Source organism: Arthrobacter sp. BGA-UO-ETr-C19 (assembly GCF_059568005.1).
Window position 1 is genome coordinate 175785 of sequence record NZ_JCAQPC010000009.1, and the last position, 17365, is coordinate 193149.

Annotated in this window: 14 protein-coding genes and 1 pseudogene; 6 read left to right on the forward strand and 9 right to left on the reverse strand. The window is 59.2% G+C overall.

Annotated features, from left to right (window positions below; genetic code table 11):
- The first annotated feature begins 173 nt into the window (after positions 1-173).
- Positions 174-926 (forward strand): GntR family transcriptional regulator, encoded by a 753-nt coding sequence (locus tag AC57BR_RS05330; protein ID WP_496358712.1) that lies wholly within the window; start codon positions 174-176, stop codon positions 924-926.
- Here AC57BR_RS05330 and AC57BR_RS05335 read toward each other — a convergent pair.
- Positions 903-1430, reverse strand: a complete 528-nt coding sequence (locus AC57BR_RS05335) for a DUF5943 domain-containing protein (protein ID WP_496358713.1) — start codon at positions 1428-1430, stop codon at positions 903-905. The two genes, AC57BR_RS05330 and AC57BR_RS05335, sit on opposite strands and share 24 nt — an antisense overlap.
- Complete coding sequence (locus tag AC57BR_RS05340; protein WP_496358714.1) at positions 1427-2422, reverse strand: dipeptidase; 996 nt, start codon at positions 2420-2422, stop codon at positions 1427-1429. Before AC57BR_RS05340 ends, AC57BR_RS05335 begins: the two co-directional genes overlap by 4 nt.
- A 304-nt stretch (positions 2423-2726) precedes the next feature.
- Here AC57BR_RS05340 and AC57BR_RS05345 point away from each other — a divergent pair, with 304 nt between their 5' ends.
- Both AC57BR_RS05345 and AC57BR_RS05350 read left to right on the forward strand, forming a co-directional pair.
- Complete coding sequence (locus AC57BR_RS05345; RefSeq protein WP_496358716.1) at positions 2727-4040, forward strand: MFS transporter; 1314 nt, start codon at positions 2727-2729, stop codon at positions 4038-4040.
- Between the two features lie 293 nt (positions 4041-4333).
- A complete protein-coding gene (locus AC57BR_RS05350; protein WP_496358717.1) occupies positions 4334-5107 on the forward strand; it encodes a DUF6994 family protein in 774 nt (257 codons plus the stop codon).
- Positions 5108-5300: 193 nt separating this feature from the next.
- Here AC57BR_RS05350 and AC57BR_RS05355 read toward each other — a convergent pair whose 3' ends face one another.
- The 3 genes from AC57BR_RS05355 to AC57BR_RS05365 all read right to left on the reverse strand — a co-directional run bounded on the left by AC57BR_RS05355 (position 5301) and on the right by AC57BR_RS05365 (position 9013).
- Positions 5301-7433 (reverse strand): AAA family ATPase, encoded by a 2133-nt coding sequence (locus AC57BR_RS05355; protein ID WP_496358719.1) that lies wholly within the window; start codon positions 7431-7433, stop codon positions 5301-5303.
- A gap of 90 nt (positions 7434-7523) precedes the next feature.
- Positions 7524-8186: a DUF8548 family protein gene (locus AC57BR_RS05360; RefSeq protein WP_028272689.1), complete on the reverse strand. Its 663-nt coding sequence runs from the start codon at positions 8184-8186 to the stop codon at positions 7524-7526.
- Between the two features lie 551 nt (positions 8187-8737).
- Positions 8738-9013: a hypothetical protein gene (locus AC57BR_RS05365; RefSeq protein ID WP_028272690.1), complete on the reverse strand. Its 276-nt coding sequence runs from the start codon at positions 9011-9013 to the stop codon at positions 8738-8740.
- A gap of 67 nt (positions 9014-9080) precedes the next feature.
- Here AC57BR_RS05365 and AC57BR_RS05370 point away from each other — a divergent pair, with 67 nt between their 5' ends.
- The gene (locus AC57BR_RS05370; RefSeq protein WP_496358762.1) at positions 9081-9416 is read left to right on the forward strand and encodes a hypothetical protein; all 336 of its coding nucleotides are present in this window, start codon (positions 9081-9083) and stop codon (positions 9414-9416) included.
- A 50-nt stretch (positions 9417-9466) separates the two neighbouring features.
- Here AC57BR_RS05370 and AC57BR_RS05375 read toward each other — a convergent pair.
- Positions 9467-9896 (reverse strand): annotated as a pseudogene (locus AC57BR_RS05375) (transposase); the annotation flags it as partial.
- A 1141-nt stretch (positions 9897-11037) separates the two neighbouring features.
- Here AC57BR_RS05375 and AC57BR_RS05380 point away from each other — a divergent pair.
- A complete protein-coding gene (locus AC57BR_RS05380) occupies positions 11038-12288 on the forward strand; it encodes a S1C family serine protease (protein ID WP_496358720.1) in 1251 nt (416 codons plus the stop codon).
- Positions 12289-12604: 316 nt separating this feature from the next.
- On the opposite strand, the gene AC57BR_RS05385 is transcribed toward AC57BR_RS05380, so the two are convergent.
- The 3 genes from AC57BR_RS05385 to AC57BR_RS05395 all read right to left on the reverse strand — a co-directional run bounded on the left by AC57BR_RS05385 (position 12605) and on the right by AC57BR_RS05395 (position 16373).
- On the reverse strand, positions 12605-13810 hold the full coding sequence (locus AC57BR_RS05385; RefSeq protein WP_496358721.1) for a metal-dependent hydrolase family protein: 1206 nt from the start codon (positions 13808-13810) through the stop codon (positions 12605-12607).
- Between the two features lie 11 nt (positions 13811-13821).
- Entirely contained in the window at positions 13822-15204 is a 1383-nt protein-coding gene (locus AC57BR_RS05390) for an MFS transporter (RefSeq protein WP_496358722.1), read from the reverse strand.
- A gap of 173 nt (positions 15205-15377) precedes the next feature.
- Positions 15378-16373, reverse strand: coding sequence for an ornithine cyclodeaminase family protein (locus tag AC57BR_RS05395; RefSeq protein WP_496358723.1), 996 nt, complete (start codon positions 16371-16373; stop codon positions 15378-15380).
- Positions 16374-16557: 184 nt separating this feature from the next.
- Between AC57BR_RS05395 and AC57BR_RS05400 the strand changes: the two genes are divergently transcribed.
- Positions 16558-17262: a GntR family transcriptional regulator gene (locus tag AC57BR_RS05400; RefSeq protein WP_496358724.1), complete on the forward strand. Its 705-nt coding sequence runs from the start codon at positions 16558-16560 to the stop codon at positions 17260-17262.
- Positions 17263-17365: the final 103 nt, after the last annotated feature.

Below are 17365 nucleotides of genomic sequence, written 5' to 3' on the forward strand. Positions count from 1 at the left end.
TAGCCGAACGCGACCCGCAAAAAGTCGAATCCTTCAAGGAACGGCCCCTAGCAGTTCCGTATGCCGGGAACGGCCAGGGGAAGCCTTGGCTGGGCGAAATCCGCGGTTCTGCACCCTGATCGCGCCTTTGGCGCCTACAGTAGAATTCTGTATACCGCTCTAATACGACGAGGATGGACGTGATGGCCGGTCGCCCCAGGTCTGTGATGGAACGGGCTTATGCCGAGATCAAGAAGCAGTTCATGACACTTGAGCTCGCTCCGGGGGCGGTCGTGGACGACATGCAGATCAGCGAGAAGCTTGGCATCAGTCGCACGCCCGCGCGCGAGGCCCTTTTCCGCCTCGCTTCCGAGGGCCTTATTGTTGCGGACCCTGGCAAGAGTGGTTTCTTCATAAAGCCTCTGGACCTGCTTGACCTCTCCAGCCTCTTCGAAGCGCACATGATGACGGCCCGGACGATCAGCCGGCTGCTCGCGGTTCGTGCGTCGCCTTCGGACATCGTCAAATTGCGCCGCGCAGAGGCGAAGGTAGTCCGCGCCATTGAGCGCCAGCGTCCTGCCGAGGTGGCCTCCAGCAATGCTGAGCTGCATCGTCTGGAGGCCACCTCTTCCGGCAACGGGTACTTGGGCGGCTTGGCGTGCTCCATCCACGACCACGGGCAGCGGCTGGGATACCTTGCCTTCGGCGGAGCCACCTCATGGGATTCGCTCCATGATCATTTCCTGCAGGTTCAGAAGGACCACAGGGAACTCATCGACGCCTACGAGAACCGGGATCCCGATGCGGCGGAGAGCATCGCCGGCCGCCATGTCCTGTTGTTCCGGGACCGTATTTTCAGTTTCCTGACGCAGAACCCTACCGGAGCCGTGAACTTGGGCGGCGACATTCTGCCGTCCGTCCGGCTAGACCGGGTGGACTCGGAATAGGCCATACGGCGCTTCGGTCTGTCCTTCATGAAACACCTGCTCCGCCCGGGTCCGGGTATTCCGGCCGGAAGCGGCCAGAACCTGGTCCATGGCACCGGCGAACCATCCAGTGAACATGTAGTCCCCCGACCGGGTGCCGGCCACATCCGGACGGTGAAAGACCGAGTGCCAGACGGCCACCGATGCGGTGGCGCCAGCCAGGTCAATGTCCAGGATCTCGAACCGGCCCCATCCCCGCTGCGATAGCCGGCTCATGTAGTGCTCGAAGACAGCGGCTCCCTCTAGGTGGTGGACTTCCGCCTCATGCTCACACCACGTCCAGGCTGACGTGTACCCGGCGTCGTACAACAGCCGGGCGTAGCGCTCGACACCAAGTTCCTTCTCGATCGCCAGGTGATTGTTGACGAAGAAATGAACGGGCAGGTAGAGCATGGGCAAGGAGTCCGTCATCCACCGCCCTGTTTCGGGCTCGACGTCGATAGGTACCAGCGGCGCACCCATCATGCTCCCCAGACGTCGCGCAGGACGCGCATCCAGTTTTCGCCCATGATCTTGCGGACCCTGTCCTCGGGGTGGCCGCGCTTGAGCAGCGTTTCGGTCAGGTTCGGGAAATCCCCAATGGTTCGCATGCCCTGCGGATTGATGATCTCCCCGAAGCTGGTCAGGCGCCGGGCGTATCCCTTGTCGTGTGTCAGCCACTCAAAGAAGCGCTGGTCCTGCCCCTGGGTGAAGTCGGTACCGATGCCGATCGAGTCTTCACCGACAATGTTCATGACGTACTCGATCGCTTCGGCATAGTCTTCGATCGTCGAATCGATGCCCTTGGCCAGGAAGGGGGCGAACATTGTGACGCCTACGAATCCGCCATGGTCGGCGATGAAGCGCAGCTCCTCGTCCGTCTTGTTCCGCGGATGGGCCTTGAGTCCGTAGGGCAGGCAGTGCGAGTAGCATACGGGTTTTTCGGATTCGAGGATGACTTCCTTCGACGTGAGGGCTCCCACATGCGAAAGGTCACACAGCATGCCGACTCGGTTCATTTCGTGGACGACCTCCCGGCCGAATCCGGACAGGCCGCCGTCCCGTTCGTAGCAGCCCGTGCCGACGAGGTTCTGGGTGTTGTAGCAAAGCTGAACGACCCCCACACCCAGCTGCTTGAAGATGCTGATGTATCCGAGCTGGTCCTCGAAGGCGTGGGCGTTTTGAAAACCGAGAATGATGCCCGTCTTGCCCTCCGCCTTGGCCGCCCGGATGTCGGAGGTCGTCCGGACGGGCCGTACGAGCTCGCTGTTGTCAGCGATGAGTTCGTTCACTTCCAGAATGTTGTTGACCGTCTCCTGGAATCCTTCCCATACGGACACGGTGCAGTTGGCAGCGGTCAGGCCGCCTTTGCGCATGTCCAGAAACAGGTCCCGATCCCATTTGGCGATGATGAGCCCGTCAATCACGACGCTTTCGTCATGAAATGTTCCCGGGCTGGCTGCCGTAGTAGCTGTCATCGAAGGTTTCCTTCCTTGAGGCCGTGGCGGCGGACCGCCTCACTGTCGTTTCGATAATACGACTCGTATTCGAAGATGGGAAGGGTGGAACCCGTGGGCAGCCAACGCTGAAGCCGGTAAATATCCCTCTCTGCCCACTAGCCAGCCGGTGTGAGCTGTAATACAGTTCGTATATCCGGCGACAATGAAGTCCTCTGGATCCTGCCACTCCAGGCCCGCAACGCGGGAAGCGCACCCACCCCATAAGTCCCAGTGTTTTCCAGGAGGCCCGCCCCGTGGCGGCCACCACTACAGGAGGCGGACAATGTCCACAACCGAACCTCTTCAGAAAACTGAAGCCCAAGCCCCTGACCTTAAGGTCATGAAGAAAGTCATCACGGCTGCCGCCATCGGCAATTTCATCGAATGGTATGACTTTGCCGTCTACGGATACCTGGCAACGGTGTTGGCCAAAAACTTCTTTCCGGGAGGCAACCCCACTTCCGCCCTGCTGGAAACCTTTGCGGTGTTTGCGGTTGCCTTTGCCCTGCGTCCCATCGGCGGGATCTTCTTTGGACGGCTCGGGGACCGGATCGGCCGGAAGCGAACTCTGGCGCTGACGATCCTGCTGATTTCCGGCTCGACGGCCTTTATCGGCCTGCTTCCCAACCACGCAACCCTGGGAGTATGGGCACCGCTGCTGCTGGTGCTGGCCAGATGCGTTCAGGGGTTCTCCGCCGGTGGCGAGTACGCAGGTGCCTGCGCCTACGTCATTGAGCACGCGCCGCGGGAAAAGAAGGCCAGCTACGCCAGTTTCGTGCCGGTCAGTACCTTCTGGTCGTTCGCATTCGCCGCCGGCTTCACGTTCGGGCTTGCCCAACTCCTTGGCCAGGCCGCCATGGGCGACTGGGGCTGGAGGATCCCCTTCCTCCTGGCCCTTCCCCTGGGCCTCTTTGGCTTCTACCTTCGCTTCAAACTGAACGAGACACCGCTCTTCCAGCACATCGAAGAGGACGAGGAAGTTGCAGCATCGCCGCTGCGCGAAACGTTCCGCGACCACTGGCGCACCATCCTCACCCTGGCAGCATTCATCGCGGCCACGGCGCTGTCCTTCTACACCTTCACCACGTACATGTCGACGTTCCTGCAGGTCGTGGGAGGACTCAGCCAGCCCGCAGCGCTCCTCTCCAGTTGCATCTGTCAGGTGCTCGCCGGCCTGCTGTGCCCTTTCATGGGTCGCCTTTCGGACCGCATCGGCCGGCGCAAAACCACCATGGGCGCATGCCTTATCCTCATTGCCGCCGTCTTCCCGGCCTTCATGATGGGCAGCACCGGCAACCTGGCCATCTCCGTCGTCGGACAGTTTCTGCTCGGCATCGGCGCCGTGATGACCGGCATCGTGACTGCCGTGCTCATGTCCGAGCTCTTCCCGACGAAGGTCCGGTACACCGCCTCGGCCACAACGTACAACCTCGCGTACACAGTCTTCGGCGGGACAGCACCTTTCGTCGCGACATGGCTGATCGCACAAACCGGCAACAAGCTCTCACCCGCCTATTACCTCATCGCAGTGTGCATCATGGCCCTGATCGCAAGCACCCGCCTGCCCGAGACATCCAAACGCTCACTGGACTGGTAGCACGACCAATCTCCATCATCGCTCCGGCCGTTGCTGCCGGAGCCTCACCACCGAGGCCCCGGCAGCAACTTTTTTGCCTGATTCAGCGACCCCGTCAGCCTCAGTCGCAGAGTAGTAAGGACCGTCTCGTAACCATCCTTTTGTGAGACAGGTTGCCGGTCAGGTTGGGTGGGTGCAGAACTGGATAGCGGAGGGACCTTGGTCGACGCAGTAGCACAGTGCCTGCGACAACTGCGGTTGTTTCAGCTGTAGGTTCCGCGGTTCGTAATAGGCGGGCACATACACTCGCTTCCATGCGCGTCTTCGACATCACCTTCAACTACCTGCTCGACACCACGCCTCCAGGAAAGGACCCGGACTCCCATAGTCCGCGGCTCAAGGCTGACCATCAGCTGCTCTGGAAGAAGGAGCTATGCGAGGGGCAGCTGTTCGAACTGGCGGTCTCGGAAGATCCCAAGGTGCGTCGGAAAAACTACCTGATTTTCGAGCAGACGCCCGACAAGTGGTTCACGGTCGGCAGTGACGCCATCACGAACTCCTACACCAGGTGGGGGAAGCCCAAGGCCTTGGTCGAGGCTAAGGCCGAGTTGAGTGAGGAGCAGAAGCGCTGCTATTTCAACCCGCCGTACACGATCGGCAGCGCCATGATCTGGCCCGTCAGGACACTACACCTGCCCACCCTCAACACCGCCAGGGGAATGCGGATACGGATTGCGGACCGGATGGACCTGACTCTGGAATGCATCCGGCGCCACTACGCCAAGGAGCCTGGCAGCCCCCTCGCCGACGTCACCACTAACTATGGGGACTTCTTCGAACTCTTCTGCACGTTCGAGAAGTTCGTGGAGTTCTTCCACTTCCAGGATCTCGTGACGCCGGAGGGGAAGATCGTCTTCTTCCTCGAGGAGGATGAGGACAAGGTCTTCACCCGCCTCGGCGTCCCGGTCACGAAGGACGAGTACATCAGGGTTCAGGAAGCCTCGCTGAAGTTCATAACGCTGAGGGGCAACCGGATGGCCGACTGGGTCGAGAAGAACCACCCCGACATCAAGGTCCGACGGCTATAACAACGGTGCGCTGTCCAGGAAGCCAGTGGGCGACTGGTGGCATACCTGGTCGAATGAGGACAAACGACAGGCGCGGCCGCTGTTCCAGACGATGCGTTCGGGGACGGGATTCGTCAATGCTTACCGCGGACGCTTGTTGCCTGTGGGGAACATAGGTGTTCATGATGCTCGGCCCTCTGCGCAAGTTTCAAAATCAACGCCCAGCACTTCTTCGAGAACCTATTTCACGTATCCGATAGCTGAACTTCAAAAACTCTTCAGGCACATCTGTCGCGGCTTCAGTTCCGCGGCGAATGGCGCTGACCGACATATCGGCTTTGTAGGTCCTGCTCAGCCATTGTTTGAAGTCATGAAGGCCCTTTTTCTTATCCAGTGACGGAATCGCTTGATCGTGTTCCCTCCGGAGATCGTCCCAGGACTTTCCGGCTTCTGGAACCATCACCTCGACAGGCAGATACTCGATAATGTCGCGGGCCCGGAAGCCATAGGGCTCTATGCGCGAATCTACTTGGTGCTTCAGCGCCCGACCAAGCCAATTTGTAATCCACTCGTACTCGTTGCCCTTTCGTCCGCGGAATGCGCTGGTCAGACGTGTCATAGCCAGGTCCTGTTCGTTGGACTTCGATAAATTCACTGCTTCCGCCCACACCTCGTTGACTTCCTGGATCCTGATATCGTCCAGTACCGCCACCACGTGGGCGTCTGTGAGGTCAAACAGAACCTGACTTTCAATTGATCCAGGTAGATTGCGTGCTCCATGCATCGGGATGATCTTGACCCGCGCTTCGTCCAGAGCCGGACCGCAAAAACCGCGTAGAACAATCTCGTCGTGGACACCTTCGACTAGGAGGAATATGCGGTAAAGGCCTAGAAGGTCAGACGGAGAGAGTCCCAGGACTGCAAGGGACTCTGGCCCCAAGTCAGGAATCTGTCCGATATGCGTTCTCCCTTCGGTTTTCGACACATGGACGCACTTGGTGGCACTGGAGTTGAGGACCTCCGGAGAGTGCGTGGCGACAATAAGCTGAGGACCAAATGACGTTAGCGCTTCAAGGCCCACAGACATGTGCCGTTCGGCAGCGCGATGTAGAGCGGCTTCTGGTTCGTCGATCACGGCAGCTGCAATAAGCGAGTGGAAGTCCAGTGCTCTGCGGATCGCGATTTTAGCCCAGCGCCCTTCAGCCCGGGAGAGCGAAGTGAGAGGCACAGCTTCGTGGCCGTATCGAACAATCCATCGCAGGGGTTTTTCAGCCAGCCACCGCGATGGGGCTGCCAGCTCAAGGGTGAGGGGAGGCGCATCTTGCAGGAGAGCCGAGTAGATCGTATTGACCTCAGATTCGAGTTCCTGAACCCAGCGACGCAATAGTTTGTCTGTGTTCTGGTCCTCATTTTGTTCCTTCGACCGGGAATCAAGACGTGCCATGAGCTTCACAGCAGTAACTCGGTCTAGATCGGACTCGTCCCCGTCATCCTCCAACTCGAATGGGATTGTACTAGTGGAAAAGAGTTTGACGACGGGAACCGGAAGGCCGTCTCCAAGCATGGGGCTGATGAACCGTCTAAGGGAATCTGCTGTGTCAGACCAAAAAAAATCCCAGGCGAACCCTGCTACGGGTTCAAAAACGCCCCATCCGTCTTGCTTCCCGGCCTCTTTCCACTCAATCTCGATTTCCCCTTGCCTCTCGGAAAACTCTTCTTCTGTTATTTCCCCAGCTTCACATCGCGCCTCAAGCTGCTCCTCTTTGGCCACAAGCAGGGCCACCCGCTCATCCTCCTTTCTCCAAATATTGACGAGCCGACCCACGGCTTCCTCGCTCGCTGCGGATCGTGATCCTTGTGGAGGAATGCAGAGCCAGACATCCCAAGATGACTCCTGAGCACCCGCCGGAAGGATAGCTATCGAGGTCAGGTCGGCTAATTCGTCGACAAACACGGAATCTATTTCGTCCGCGCTGAGGGAGGGGTCAAAGTGCTTTCCGCCGGATAGGAACCAGTCGCGAATCGCGTACCGGATAACGTCAGCGTCCGCGCTTTCATATTTCAGCTCGTAAGGAAGATCACGAGCAGTGTCTTTGATGCTCCTCACTACCCAATCAAAAGCCACCGAACCCTTGTCGGCTTGCATGATGAGCTGTGTAATGTATTTTGTTCGCCCGGCAAACGCGTTTCGGAGGCCGTTGAGAATGGAAGTTTTGCCGGCACCATTTCTCCCATAGAAAGCTGTGAGTGCGGGACCGAATTGAACGGTCACGTCAGAAAGAGGGGGGCCGTAGAGTCGCATCCCAAGCAGGGAGGGCCGTGGTTTTAGTTGGGGAACTTGGTCCATGCAGTTATTGTTGCTTCACTCCGACCGACATGCGAATCCCCACGCGCACATCGAGTGACACTTCCGGAAGAGGGATCCTTCACCGGACAGCTATTTCGAAGGGCTCTCGTGTAGCCATATTGCTCGGTCCAAGTCTCGGGGTTCAACATTGAGCTCTGCTGCGGCGAGCTGGAGGAGGTCCCGTGTTCGTGCGGGCGTCAGTTTGTTGCCATAGCCGAGAACTCGGGAGAGATAGCGCTGAACCATCACGTCTGGCTTTGTTTCGGTTCCGACTCCTGCATTCATGATCAGGTATGACCAGGCAAGCGCGCCAAAGCCTTTGACTGACAGCCATGCTGCCTTTACGGAGGTATCTCCGGCAGCCACTGCCGTCCGAAGGTGTTCTGTGTTGTTGACGGGGGTTTTCAGGGCTGCGAGCCGGGAGAGGCCCTCGTAGATACCCTCGGGTCGCACGCGGTTTGTTCCAGGGAGCTTGCTTTCGTTGCGCAGGATGTCACGGGCAAAGTCTGAGGGACCGCCGGCGCTGTCCATGGCCTTCAACAGATCTGCACCGCTGTCGGTGTCGGCCGTCGAGCGAAAAGATCGGTACTTGGCAAGCACATTCGTCGCGGCAGCTGAGGTCCCGCGGAGGGAGTAAGCGGAGTTCAGGGCGCATAGCGCAAGAGAGTAGCGAAACTCCACTGGGGCACCCCAGCCGTTGGGATCGCCGAGATCCTCAGCGATGGCTTCCAGGAAGACACCCAATTCAGTCATGCCCGGATCATATCCGGCCTCGGACCTATCCTGCTGGTCTTTCGACCATCAGGGCCATGTCTGTGGCAGTGAGCCGGAAGCCCGATGTCAGGGAGGGACTTTCACCGGGAATGCAGTTGTCAGCCCCAACAGTTCGAGGAAGTGAAGGGGCTGCAAAAAGCGCTGTCGTGGCGTTCGGCGTAATCAGTCATATTGGCCGTTGGTTTGCCACAGGTCGGGCAGGGCCAGTTTGGGCCCGGACAGCTGCGACTGTTGTGACCTTCAAATCCGCACGACCTACAAGCCATACCGCATCCTAATCGAAATTTTGTGGTGATCCGTTGAAGTGATCTTGGTGGTACCGCAACAACGTATAGATGAGTGAGTCCTTTTGGGTTCAGTGGTCGTAGGCGGTCAGTGAGCGTTTCCGCTGCGCCAGTTGTGCCAGATGGCGGCCGCCAGTGCTAGGAGCCTGGCGGCGATGCGGACACGCCTCTTCAGGGGCAGCTGGGAGGATGGTGAACCTTCCCGCGTTATGGTGCTAATTCAAGTCAAGCGCGCTTCGCGCGTCGTCAGCCACGACCGCGCGCATGAGCCTCCAGGCTGAAGCACCACAGAGCGTATGCCACGACGACAATCGCGCCGACGACAGTCACGAACTGCAGGAGCGGCAACCAAGCTTGCTCGTCTGGATCGGGCGTCGAGTCATTCGCCAGAATCAACCACATCAGCGCGGAGATGCCCGCAGAACTTCCCGAGCAGAAGGCGAACATGGTCCAGTTGTGTACCACGTTAGCGCTGCGCTCGTCGCGAGTCCGTTCGTCGGGAGTTCTATGGTCGTAGGCCATAGTGCCCAATGTAGCCGATCCTGTGAATGTCCCGAGAAATAAGCCCTTCTACAGCTAACCTCGTGTCATGGGAGTACTCGTTCAGCGCACGCCCGTGCGGGCGGCCACTTATCGCGGGGTGCGCACGGCTATCTGGGTCATCAGTTGTGGGGCGGGACTGGTCACAGCGATTGCAACGGCGAGCTTTGGAGGCCTCATCCTCGCCCCAATGCTCTTGTTTTGCCTTCTGTACGCATGCCAGGTCTATTACCCGGAGCCCGCCCTCGACGAGTGGGACAAGATTCCGAGGATTGACCGCATGGCCATGATCAAGGCATGGCATCCTGCCGCAATACAGTTGGGGCGCTATGACCGCGACTGGGAGATAAAGACAATCTGGTCGCGCACGATGCGCGGCAAGTGACGCCCGTCTAACGCGGCTCGTACCAACGGGCAGATAGACAACTTGCCAGGTTCGAGGGTGAATTGGTCCTTGAGGGTGCCGAAGACGGACTCGACCCATTGGCGGATCTTCCCGAGGTTGCCGAAGCGGGCGGGTTAGTCCTTGCGATTCGGGCGGAGCAGGATGGCGCCGAGACCGGCGGTGAAGTCCTCGAAGTCCTTTCCGGCGAAGCCCTTGTCCGCAACGATCACCTGTCCGTCCTCGATCAGGGGGCGGTCGTGTTCCAGCAGTGCCTGGGCCACCTCGCGTTCGCCGAGGTTGGCCTTGGCCAGCCCCCAGACGACCGGCGTGCCCTCGGGGGTGCAGAGCAGGTAGAGGCGCAAGCCCCAGAACCAGCGCGCGTGGGAGGGGCAGTAACCGTAGGAGGCGTGCCCGACCAGCTCTGCGCTGGACCGTTTCCCGGGACGCGGCGCAGGGCACCGGGGTCGAATCCGGCAGGCGCCGATGCCCCCTCTTTCGTGCCCCGCATATGGCTGGATACGCCATCCCAAGCTGCCCGTAAGCGGGTCGTCAAGCGCGCAGCCAGGCATTTTTCTTGCATCGGTGCCGTTTGCTAGCCTCGATATGCACGTTTACCCCGCACGATTGAGTGCACGGTGAAGGTGCCCTAAACGCTACACTCCAGACTGTCTTGAAACGCTTGGAATACGAGACGTCTCGACCACCAACCCTATGCTGGGCGGTGCCGCACTCATCTTCTTGGGATTGTGCAGGAGCGCTTGTGCAACAGGCGTTCTCGTAACTATGTCTCGCAACCTTTTGCTTCAGCCAGCGTGCTCATTGTTAGTTGCGAGACATGTGTCTGCCGCCCACGATCTGGCCGCTGTGCGTCAGTGGCAGTAGCAGCTCACCCCTCCACGCACGAACGCGCCGGTACATACGTGTATGGGCAGTTGTGGGGGAGCCGCTGAAGCTGCCCACGTCGGTCTCGCTTGGGACGCGCTGATGGCGGGGTGCCCTGGTGCCGTCGGTCGTTAAACCCCAAAACCTGGATGTTGGCCAGGGATTGGAACCCGGAGTACCCGTATCCGGTGAAGTAGTTCGGCGCGGTCGCAGCGCCAGCCGATCAATTGAGCCTTATTTCCGCTCCGCAGTGCCCGGGAGGTCGGCCTGACAGTTGAACAGGCCCAAGGTTGCTCCATCAGCTTTGATAGTGACCGTGGCAGCCTAGAAAAAAGCCTGAGCGGCGGCTCCGAAGGCGGACCACGTCCTGACACGCGGCTCCGGTTAATTGCAGGGGCCTGTTATTGGGAAATAGCAGTCAGACTTTATCCTCGGGCAAATCCCTCAGCAATGTGATAACAAAGTGGACTCACAACTGGGACACTTAACAGAAATTCAACGTAGCGGTCGCAGAATCTGGTTTTCCCGGTGTTACGCTGTTCCCGCTGGGTACCCGAGTTAGGGCAAATGGCAGGTAATGCGGATCATGGAGAGGTCCCGCAATTTGTCTCCACGATCCGAGCAGCAGTCGCGCTGCAGTCACAACTTGAGAACGACCTTGCGGAGCAGCAAGCTGGCGTGATCCACGACCACGACTGATACGGACGCTGTCCCGTTCCTTCAGGACCGGAGGCATTTGATGAGTATTAAGCGGAGTCCCATCAGACGTTGTGCGATTGCCGCAGTTGTAAGCGTATGTGTTTCGACTGCGGGCTGTACGAGTCCTACCGGGACTGCCCCTGGTTCCTCGTCCACTTTGTCTGCACGGGTCCCCTCGGAAACGCCTGTTCCAAGCCAGAGCACTGCTACCCCCAGCCAGACTCCTTCCCCGAGCCCGACCGCAAGCACGGAAGCTGTCCCCAAAAGCTGGCCTGAGGTCGTAGCCCAGGTGCAATCTGGCGTGGGGCAGTTCAGTGTCACGACATGTGATAGCAGCTACACGGGCACGGGATTCCTCGTTGGGCCTGACCTGGTCGTCACGGCCGCACACATGGTACGGGACGCTTCCGCCATAAGCATCTCGTTTGGTCGAACATCTGTGAATGGCAAGGCTCTCGGCATAAACGAACTCGCGGACTTGGCGCTTGTGAGAACCGAGACTCCTGTTCAAGGTCATCGCTTTCAGTTCAGAACAGCCGAACCGCCAATAGGTACGGATGTAGCGGCCCTCGGATTCCCCCTAGGAAAGCCATTCACCTTGACTCGTGGAACTGTAAGCGCTTTAAAAGCCGAACAGAAAATTGGAAACAGAATCCTCAGCAACCTGATTCAAACAGACGCTGCAATCAACCATGGAAACAGCGGTGGACCGCTGATTACCGAGGACGGTCAGGTTTCAGGCGTTGTTGTCACCATCGAATTCGATCAAGATGTCCGGGCCGAAGGTATCGCCTATGCGGTGACTGCACCGCGGGCTGCTGCGGCCGTTCAGGAATGGCAGGCACGTTCGGTCCCGATAGCCCTCAAGGACTGCGGCAACGCCCCGGCACCAGGCTCAGGATTCTTCCCGCTGACCGTCTTAGCTACCCATGATCAAGCACGCAACATCGGACAGAGCCTCCTACTTCACGGCCAGGGCATCAACCAAGGGGCTTACGCCGCTGCGTTCAAGCAGTTGACTCCCGAACTCCAAGCAACTTTTGGCGACTCAGCTGCATGGAGCGCCGGCCTCGGGTCCTCCTATTGGCGAAAGGCAGAGATAGTTAACGTCACCGGCAACGGCGATAACCTCTCCGCTGATGTAAACCTACAAACCAGCCAGGATGCAGCGGATGGCAGAAACGGCCAAACGTGCTCCAACTGGAAAATCCGCTACTCCATGCATTGGAATGGAAGCGCCTGGCTCATAGCAGGTACGTCACTGCCCTTCGGGGAACCGACTGCCTGCTGACTAAGAGCACGGCTACGCGGTGGTGCTGTCACCGACCACCTCGAGTGGATCTCGTTCGATGCAGAGAAAGGGTAAATCGGTCGTGTCAGGATTGGTTCTGAGACCTTCTCCAGCCATTGTCAGAAAAGACCAAATCGACCCTATTCTGACGAGTTTTACTGGGCCCGCCTGACGTCCGGTTGGGGTGTAGTTCAACCAGACGCGAGCCCGAAGGGACGGGCTTGGGCAAGGGCGGTCAGGAATTGTAATGCCTCCGAGCTACACTGCCGGAGTGGGACTCGCTTCTGGTCGTCAAAGCGGACTGAGGAACGTTCATTCATGAGAGATGGCCTGTCACGATCCTGCCGTTGATCATCACCATCTTGAGAGCTGCGGGCTTGCTGAGTACGCCGATGTCTTCAATGGGATTGCCATCGACAACGAGTATGTCCGCTAATGCGCCAGGACGGATTTCCCCGACTTCTCCGTCCATATTCAGCAATTCCGCGCCCGTTACGGTGGCGGAACGGAGCACGTCCATGGGTTGCTGAACGCGGGCTCGCAGCGTCAGCTCCATCAGTTGGTGTTCATGACCGGTTCCGTGGAGGTCGGTGCCGTAGGCGATCTTGACTCCCGCTTCACTTGCTCGTGCTAACGAGTCGAGGCCGGCATCCAGCACGCCTTTGAGCTTCAGCTGCTTGTCCTGCGGGAGGGCACTGAAGTGGGGTTCCTGCGTCAGGTACCAGTAGGTCACCAGGGTTGGGACATAGAAGGAGTCGGTCTCAAGGAACAGGTTGATGCTTTCGTCGTTAAGGTAGTTGCCATGTTCGATGCTGCGGATACCGCATCTTAGTGCCCTGTTCACAGCCTCGGCGGTGTAGGCGTGCGCCCCAACGTAGCGATGGGCCAGCTGTGCTTCTTCTACTGCTGCCTTGAGTTCCTTCTCAGTGAAGCCGAGGGACTCCATCCGCATTTTGGAGATGACGCCTCCGCTGACTGTGAGTTTGATGTGGTCTGCACCGTCCCGGAGTTCCTTGCGGATGGCCCTGCGCAGTTCCACCTCACCGTCGCAGACTTTTGTGAGCGCATGGCCGCCTGTGGGGGCGATGATGGGTCCGCCGAACTTGAGGCGCGGGCCTTGGATCAGTCCCTCTTCCAAGGCCCTTGCGATGCCTGCGTCGGCTCCGCCCATGTCTCTGGTGGTGGTGAACCCGCGTAGCAGCATGTCCTTCAGGACGCCTGCCGCACGGGCTCCTATGTAGTAGGGCGACCATTCAAGGAGGTCGTTGAAGTTCCCGGATACTTGCATCACGTGGCTGTGGGCGTCGATGAGCCCAGGCATCACCGTCATTTCACTGCCATCAAGTATTTGTGCTCGTGGGGGGATGTCGACCGCGTGCCCGACGTCTTCGATGCGCGATCCGCGGATCACCACGGTCTGGCCGGTGAGCATCTGACCCGCTCGGGTGTCCAGTACGGACGCGTCGCGGATCGCTACGACGTGGTTGTCGTCCACGTTTGTCACTGGGCTCGAAAGGTTCATCGGTGTCCTCCTTATTTACTAACAGGCCGGGTGAGCTCGTCACGGGCGGAGTCACTGAGGGGTTCTTCGCTGATTTCTTCCAAGGTCCTTCCCTTGGTGTTGACGCCGAACACCAGGACTCCGATGGCCGCGATCACGAGCGCAGACATGACCAGGGTAAATACGCCTCCGAAGCCTAGTTCTGCGTAACTTGCCCCGATGATTATTGGGGCAGCGATGCCGCCGATGCGGCCTACCGCTGAGGCGGTGCCCATGCCTGTGGCCCGCAGGCTGGTGGCGTAGACCTCAGGGGTGTAGGCGTAGAGGGCCGCATAGCAACCGTTCATGAAGAAGGAGAGGAAGCAACCGAAGATAAGGATCTGGGTGCTGTCCTGTGCTGTGGACAACAAGTAGGCCGAAGTAGCTCCACCGGCCAGGTATGTAGCGATAGTGATTTTCCGGCTGAGCCGTTCATTCAGGTAGGCCGCGCTGTAGTAACCCGGTATTTGGGCGATGGTGATTATCAGGGTGTAGGTGAAGCTCTTTGTCATGGTCATGCCATTGCTGACAAGAAGGGATGGGATCCAGACAAAGAAGCCGTAGAACGAAAACGTGACGGACGTCCAGAGGAGCCACAGCACGGCGGTCCGCCGGCCGTTTCCGTTCTTGAAGAGCTCCGCGAACTGGAACAGTGGAGACCTTTGGCCGGATTCTTCGGATGCTGCTGTTTCCCAATGAGAACCCCGGGACGGGGCATTTTGCTTGGACGGGGGCAGCAGGAGCCCGCGTTCCAATGCGTCAACAGTGTCCTCTGCTTCCTGGTAGCGGCCCCTGCTGATGAGCCAACGCGGCGATTCGGGCAGAATCCGCCGCCACCAGAGCAGCAGCAGGATGGGAGCGGCGGTGATGACCTGGCCGAGCCTCCAGCCCTCGGGACTTCCGGCCACCACGAAAGTTCCCAGCAACGCGGCCGATACGTATCCGAGTGAGAAGAAGCCGGCCACCGATCCGACGAAGAGGCCACGTTTGGCGGCCGGGATGAACTCGGAAACAAATGTGGGGATGATGGCAGCTTCGGCGCCGATGCCGATGCCCGCAATCACCCGGAAGGCAAAGAACATTTCCCAGTTCTGCGATGCAGCGGCGGCTAGAGTTGCTACTGCGTACAGGGCCAGGGCGTATATCATGATTTTGCGGCGTCCAATGCGGTCGCCGACGACTCCTGCCGTCAGGGAACCGACCAGGATGCCGATGAGCAGGGAACTTCCGATCAGTCCTGTTTGGGCGCCCTGAAGGTGCCACAAGGGTGTGATGACGGGAAGGATGTACGAAACCAATGCTCCGTCCATGCCATCAAAGAGCAGGCCGAGGCCTCCGATCAGGGCGAGCTTGTAGTGTGGCTTTGAAATGGGCATGCTCTCCATTCGGGAGAGCAGACCCTGTATACCTGCTGAGTTCATAATTCCATCACCGCTTTGGGTAGTTGAGAATCGACGGGATCCTCGGGCCTTTAGAGGGGTTACGTGGAGCTTGATGAGGGTCTTGCGACCGGACGGCCTTGCTTTCGAGGCAATTCATTTCGTGGAGATCAGGACGACATATCGACTGTGAAACCGAGGCCACGTTCCCGTGCGGTGTCGAGAAGGAGACGGCCGATGGCCAGGTCCAGGGAGCCTATGCCGACGGAGTTGAACAAGGTGATGTCCGTGTCATCCATGCGCCCAGGAGTCTTTCCGGCGATTATGGAGCCAAGCTCTCCGGCGATGTCGCTTAGTTCCATGGCCCCTTCTTGCACGGCCAGAAGAAGGTCGCCCGACTTGATTCGTGCCGTTTCCATGCTGTCGACAAACACTCGTGCGCGGGCCATTCCATTGGCATCGATCTCCCGATGCGCAGCCCGTGGGCGTGCACCGACGGCATTCACGTGCAGGCCCGGCATGAACCATTCCCCTTTGAGTATCGGGTCTTCGGATGGTGTGAGAGTGCAGACGACGTCAGCTGCCTCGACCACCTCCCGGGGGGTGGACGCCTGCACGATTTTGATTCCGTGGTGGGCTGTTGCCTTGCGGAAGGCTTGAACTGTCTCGGTACTGCGGGACCACACGATTACTGTGTCGATTGGCAGGACGATGAGCATCGCCTCCAGATGTGCTCTCGCGAGGGCGCCGGCACCGATCAATCCAAGGGTGCTGCTGGCGTGGCGGGCCAAATGCTTGCTTGCTACGGCACTGGCGGCCGCCGTCCGCACACGGGTGGGAACTCTGCCGTCCAGTACGGCTAGAGTTTCTCCCGTTTGCTGGTCGGAAAGAAGAATCGTAGAGCGTTGGGTTGGCAGCCCTCGTTCGCGGTTCGACGGTATGTCGGACAGCAGCTTTACGGCTGCGAGGCGGGGACCTGCCGCCAAGCCAGACATCACGATGAAGTTTGAATCCGATGACGGAAGATGCATCGCGATCGGTGCAGGTTGATCTGCCTGCCCCAGGGCGACGTCCTGAAAGATGCTTTCAACGGCAGCGATTGTCGCAGTCATATCTGCTGCTGACTCCAGCTGGGATGCTGTTAGGAAAAGTGTCACTGTGCTCACCGGCTTGTGGGAAGAGATGGGGAGTGGTGTCAATCACTCTATGGCCCTTTGGTATTCCAAACAAGCCTTGTAGCGCGATAATTGGAATTGTGGAAGCTACTGCTGGCGATTTTGGTATACAGAATGGTAGATCGCCGACTGCCCATAGGATGGCGGAAGAGCAACGAGCGCGCGGACAGGAGGCATGGGAATGTCAATTGAGGGGACCAGTACCGCTGCCCGGCCCGGGCAGAATGATGTTGATCAGTCCCTGTCGGATGGCATATATGAATGGCTGCGGGAGCGGATCATCGACGGTACGCTTGCGCCTGGATCCAGGATCAGGGAACGTGAACTGGCCGAGAGGCTGAAAGTGTCCCGTGTTCCAATCCGGGAGGCATTGCCGCAGCTGGAGAGCGAAGGTTATATCCGAACCATGCCGCGCAGGGGCGCGGTCGTAACGCGGATGACGGTACGCGATGTCGAGGAGCTTTTCGATGTAAGGGCCAGCCTAGAAGTACTGGCGGCGAGGCTGGCCGCGGCTGAGTGCGCCAAAGGTGCGGTGACGGATCGCCTGGACGCTGCGTTGGCCGACGCCGAGGAAGCACTTGCAACTCAGGACGATGCGCGTATTGCAAGCGCGAACTCGAAAATTCACGAGGAGATCCTGCTCGTTTCGAACAGCACCCTGCTCCGAGGGCTCATGTCGCCCGTTGAGGGACGGGTGCGTCGCCTGTTCCACATCGTCACAGATCGTGATCAGCCGGGACTCCACCGTGAGCATATTTCACTGTGCCGAGCGATTGCGGAGGGGCAGGTTGAGCTGGCTGGCGCACTCGCCTTTGCTCACGTGGAGCAAAGCCGGCATGATTCCATGCCGATCGTAAATAAACTGCTTCCGCACGCCTGACTACTCGGTTGTTCGCCTCACGAAACGGCCCAGCAGGCCGCCGCGGCGCCGGCCAAGGGCACCCCGCTAGGCGATTCGACGTCCAGTTCAGTGCTGCGCAGGA